Annotated in this window: 3 protein-coding genes and 1 pseudogene; 1 reads left to right on the forward strand and 3 read right to left on the reverse strand. The window is 75.7% G+C overall.

What is annotated here, in order from left to right; translation table 11 throughout:
• From BZL64_RS33775 to BZL64_RS33785, 3 genes and pseudogenes are all read right to left on the reverse strand, one after another.
• Positions 1 to 989: pseudogene (locus tag BZL64_RS33775) on the reverse strand (ATP-binding protein); the annotation flags it as partial.
• Positions 986 to 1,639, reverse strand: coding sequence for a Pvc16 family protein (locus tag BZL64_RS33780; RefSeq protein ID WP_086772909.1), 654 nt, complete (start codon positions 1,637 to 1,639; stop codon positions 986 to 988). The gene BZL64_RS33780 and the pseudogene BZL64_RS33775, both read right to left, overlap by 4 nt.
• 184 nt (positions 1,640 to 1,823) lie before the next feature.
• Positions 1,824 to 2,459 carry a helix-turn-helix transcriptional regulator gene (locus BZL64_RS33785; protein ID WP_244205651.1) on the reverse strand — a complete coding sequence of 212 codons (636 nt, stop codon included), beginning with the start codon at positions 2,457 to 2,459 and terminating at the stop codon, positions 1,824 to 1,826.
• Positions 2,460 to 2,834: 375 nt separating this feature from the next.
• On the opposite strand from BZL64_RS33785, the gene BZL64_RS33790 reads away from it, so the two are divergent.
• The coding region (locus BZL64_RS33790; protein WP_143663384.1) for an ATP-binding protein at positions 2,835 to 3,328 on the forward strand (494 nt) is incomplete at its 3' end.

Raw genomic sequence — 3,328 nt, forward strand, 5'->3', positions numbered from 1 at the left:
CAGGCGGCCGTCCCGCCCGCCTGCCGGCGTGGGGCGTCCAGGACCAGCGGGTCGTGGGCGCTCCAGTGCGGGTCGTAGGGGCGGGGGTCGGTCAGCAGCACGGTCACATCGCTCGCCGCCGTCAACGCGCCGATCAGCTGGGCGGGTTGTTCGGGGAGGCCGGACAGGACGATGGCCCGGCCGCCGAGCCGGGCCTCGCGCAGCAGCTCGGGAACGCGGTCCTCGGGGCCGGTGTAGCGCAGGGCGCCGAGGCCGGCCGAGGCCAGCGCGGCGGCGATCCCGGCCAGCCCGTCGCCCTCGCGGTGTTCGCGGAGGTGGACGCTGAGGGGGCCGTGCCGCAGCCGGGCGGCGAGCCGGGCGACGAAGTCGGCGTGGTCGGCGTCGTCGGTGGGCAGCACGTCCGGCATGGCCAGGAGGTGGCCGTGCAGGGCGGCGTCCGGAGTGTCGTCGCCGAGGAGGTGGGCGAGGAGCCGGTCGGGCACGCGCAACGGGCGGGACAGGAAGGGGCGTTCGGGCTCCTCGATGTCCAGCAGGCCGAGCGCGCGCAGGGGTGCGCCGGTGTGGAAGCGGGCGCGTGCCGTCGCGAGGTGGGCGGGCGCCCCGCACAGTTCCAGGGCGAGTCCGACGGTGGCCCGGCGTCGGCTGACGTCGTCGTTGAGATAGCCGTAGAGCGGCTCGAAGCCCCGGTCGAGGTCGGGGGCGAGCGCGATGAGGAGGATCGCCGTGTCGAGGGGGGTGAGGGTGAGCCGGGCGGCGAGGAGGTCGAGCGGGTCGCCGTCGGCGGGCGCCGGGACCGTGTCAGCGGGCGCGGGGGCGGGCGGCTCCGCCGTCAGCAGGTGCCGTACGGACTCCTCGGAGAGGTAGAGGCCGCGCAGGGGGTCGTCGGCGCCGGGGTCGCCGGCGGCGCGGTGGTCGACCAGGTCGGCGACCCGCTCGCGCAGCTCGGCCAGCCGTGCGAGCAGGGGGGCCGGCGGGGGGATGGCGGTCACGGGCGCTTGCGGGCCTCTCGGGCGGCTGCCACCTGGTGCGGGCGGTGGGCGCGTTCGCCGGACGTGGGCGGTTCGCCGTCCAGGCCGCGTACGCGGACGGCCGCGCCCTCGGTGACGGGCGGTCCCGCGTCGTACTCGGGGTACGCCGGGAAGGGCGCGGTCACCACCAGGTCCAGGGAAGGCTTGAGTTCGCCGCCGAGCGCGGACCAGATCTCGGCGAGGGACCGCGACTCGGTCTGCAGCCCGGCCACGGTGAGCGGCACGGCGAGGCCCAGCGAGCCGAGTGCGCCGGGGAGTTCGTCGGCGGGGAGCAGCTCGCGCGGCAGCAGGGTCGCCAACACGGCGGACAGCAGCCGGTGTTCGTCCTGCGGGGTCCGGGTCCAGGCCGTCACGAGGTACGACAGCCGGAACCAGCGCGGTGGCTGGCGGCGCCGGACGACGATGTCCCGCTCGTCGCGCACCGCGACCTGCCCGCGCTGCCGCCGGGCCACGTCCTCGCGGATGTCGTACAAGTAGGCGTTGATCGTGGGGGCGTTGCGGCGGGCCGCCCAGTCGCGGGTCGGTGCCTCGAAGGACACGTCGATGTCGGAGCCCGCCAGCGCGCCGCCGCCGAGGAGGCCCTTGAGTACCTCGTCCACCTCGTGGATCACTGTCGCACGCTCCTCAACTGCCGTGCCGAGCAGCTTCCTTCGGCGGTCCTGTCGTGACGGTCCCGCGCCCGCGGGGCCCATCCGGCCGAGTGTGCCGCCGGGGCCGGGCGGGGCGCAGGCGCGCCGGGGTCGGCGGGCGGGCAGAAAGCGCTGCCCGCGTGTCCGCCTTCGAGTGCCCGTTCGGTCAGATGTAGCCTTCGCGGAGGGCATATGCCACGGCATGCGCCCGGTTGCGCAGATGAAGTCGCGTGGTCAGTCCGTGCATGACGTTCTTGACGGTCCGTTCGGAGTAGGACAGCTTGCTGGCGATCTCTCCGGTGTCCAGGCCCTCGGCGACCAGCCGCAGTACGTCCACCTCACGGGGCGCCAGCCCCAGCGAGGGGGCGCCGGGCCGGTTCGCCGCGCCCCGGTGCAGGCTGCCCACCTGGCTGATCAGCCGGCCGAGCAGATCGGCGGGCAGGTCGCCGTCGCCGCGCGCGGCGGCCGTCACCGCCTGCACCAGCCGGTTCGCGGTGGCCTCGCGGCGCCAGACGATCGCGCCGACCCCGCACTCGATGACGTCGAGGAGCTCGTTCTCGCGGATGGTGCCCACGACGAGCACGGCCCGCCCGCCCTCGCTGCGCACGACCCGGCGCAGCCGGGCCAGCGCGGCCTCGTCGAGGGAGTCCTCGATCAGCAGCGCCACCGTGCCGACGCCGGACTCCTCCCGGATCTCGACCTCCGGCCGGGAGCGGAGCTGGCTGACGGCCCCCTCACGGGAGAGCGGGTCGCAGGCCTGCACGGAGACGGGCGTACGGCGCGGGATGCCGCCGCTCCCCAGGGCCGTACCGGCATGTGCGGCGCGGGTGACTGCGCTGGTGGTGTCGGATGTCCGGGGTGCGCTGAGCAACCGGTTCCCCCCTGTTCACGAGCCCGCCAGGCGGCGCGGGCCGGTGGCGGGAGGACGTGTTCCACACTTCTGTGACCGGTGGGGCGGGCGCAATCGTGGAGCACCACGAGGCACACCACGAGACCAGCGGACCGGCCGCCACGAGAAGTGCCGAGTACGGACATCGCAGCAGGTCAGAGGGGGTGCAGGGGCTGAGGTGCGGGGTCCGCGGAACCTCCCGCTCCGCGCCGTGAGCATCGCCACAACGACCGCACGCCCCCGTCGGAACCCGCGCGCGGGAATTCCCGTCCAGCCCAGGAGGCAGGCATGACCGGACCGTTGCGGGAACGCGAGGAGGCGCACGCGCTGCTCGCGGCCGAGGCCGAGCGCGCGAGGGCGGGCGGCGGCCGGTTCGTCCTGCTGCGCGGAGCCACCGGAACCGGCCGCTCCGCCATGCTGGAGGCCGCCGCCGCCCACGCGGCCGGCCGCGGCCTGCGCGTGCTGCGCGCCCGCTGCTCCCCCGAGGACACCGCCGTACCGTTCGCCGCCGTCCTCCATCTCCTCGGCCCCGTACCGGAGTTCGCCGACCTGGCCCCCGGCCTCGACGACCGGGGCAGCGCGGCCCGGCTGTGGCGACTGCTGCGCTCGTACGCCGCCCGGTCCCCGGTACTGGTGGCGGTGGACGACGTCCACCTCGCCGACGAGGCCTCCCGGCGCTGGCTGGTGGAGGCGGCCCGCCGCGTCGACCGATTACCGGTACTGGTGGTGGCCACCGAACGCAGCCAGTACGACATCGACCCCAGGCCCGCGGGCCTGACCCA

Source organism: Streptomyces bobili, assembly GCF_002154575.1.
GTDB classification, from domain to species: domain Bacteria; phylum Actinomycetota; class Actinomycetes; order Streptomycetales; family Streptomycetaceae; genus Streptomyces; species Streptomyces bobili.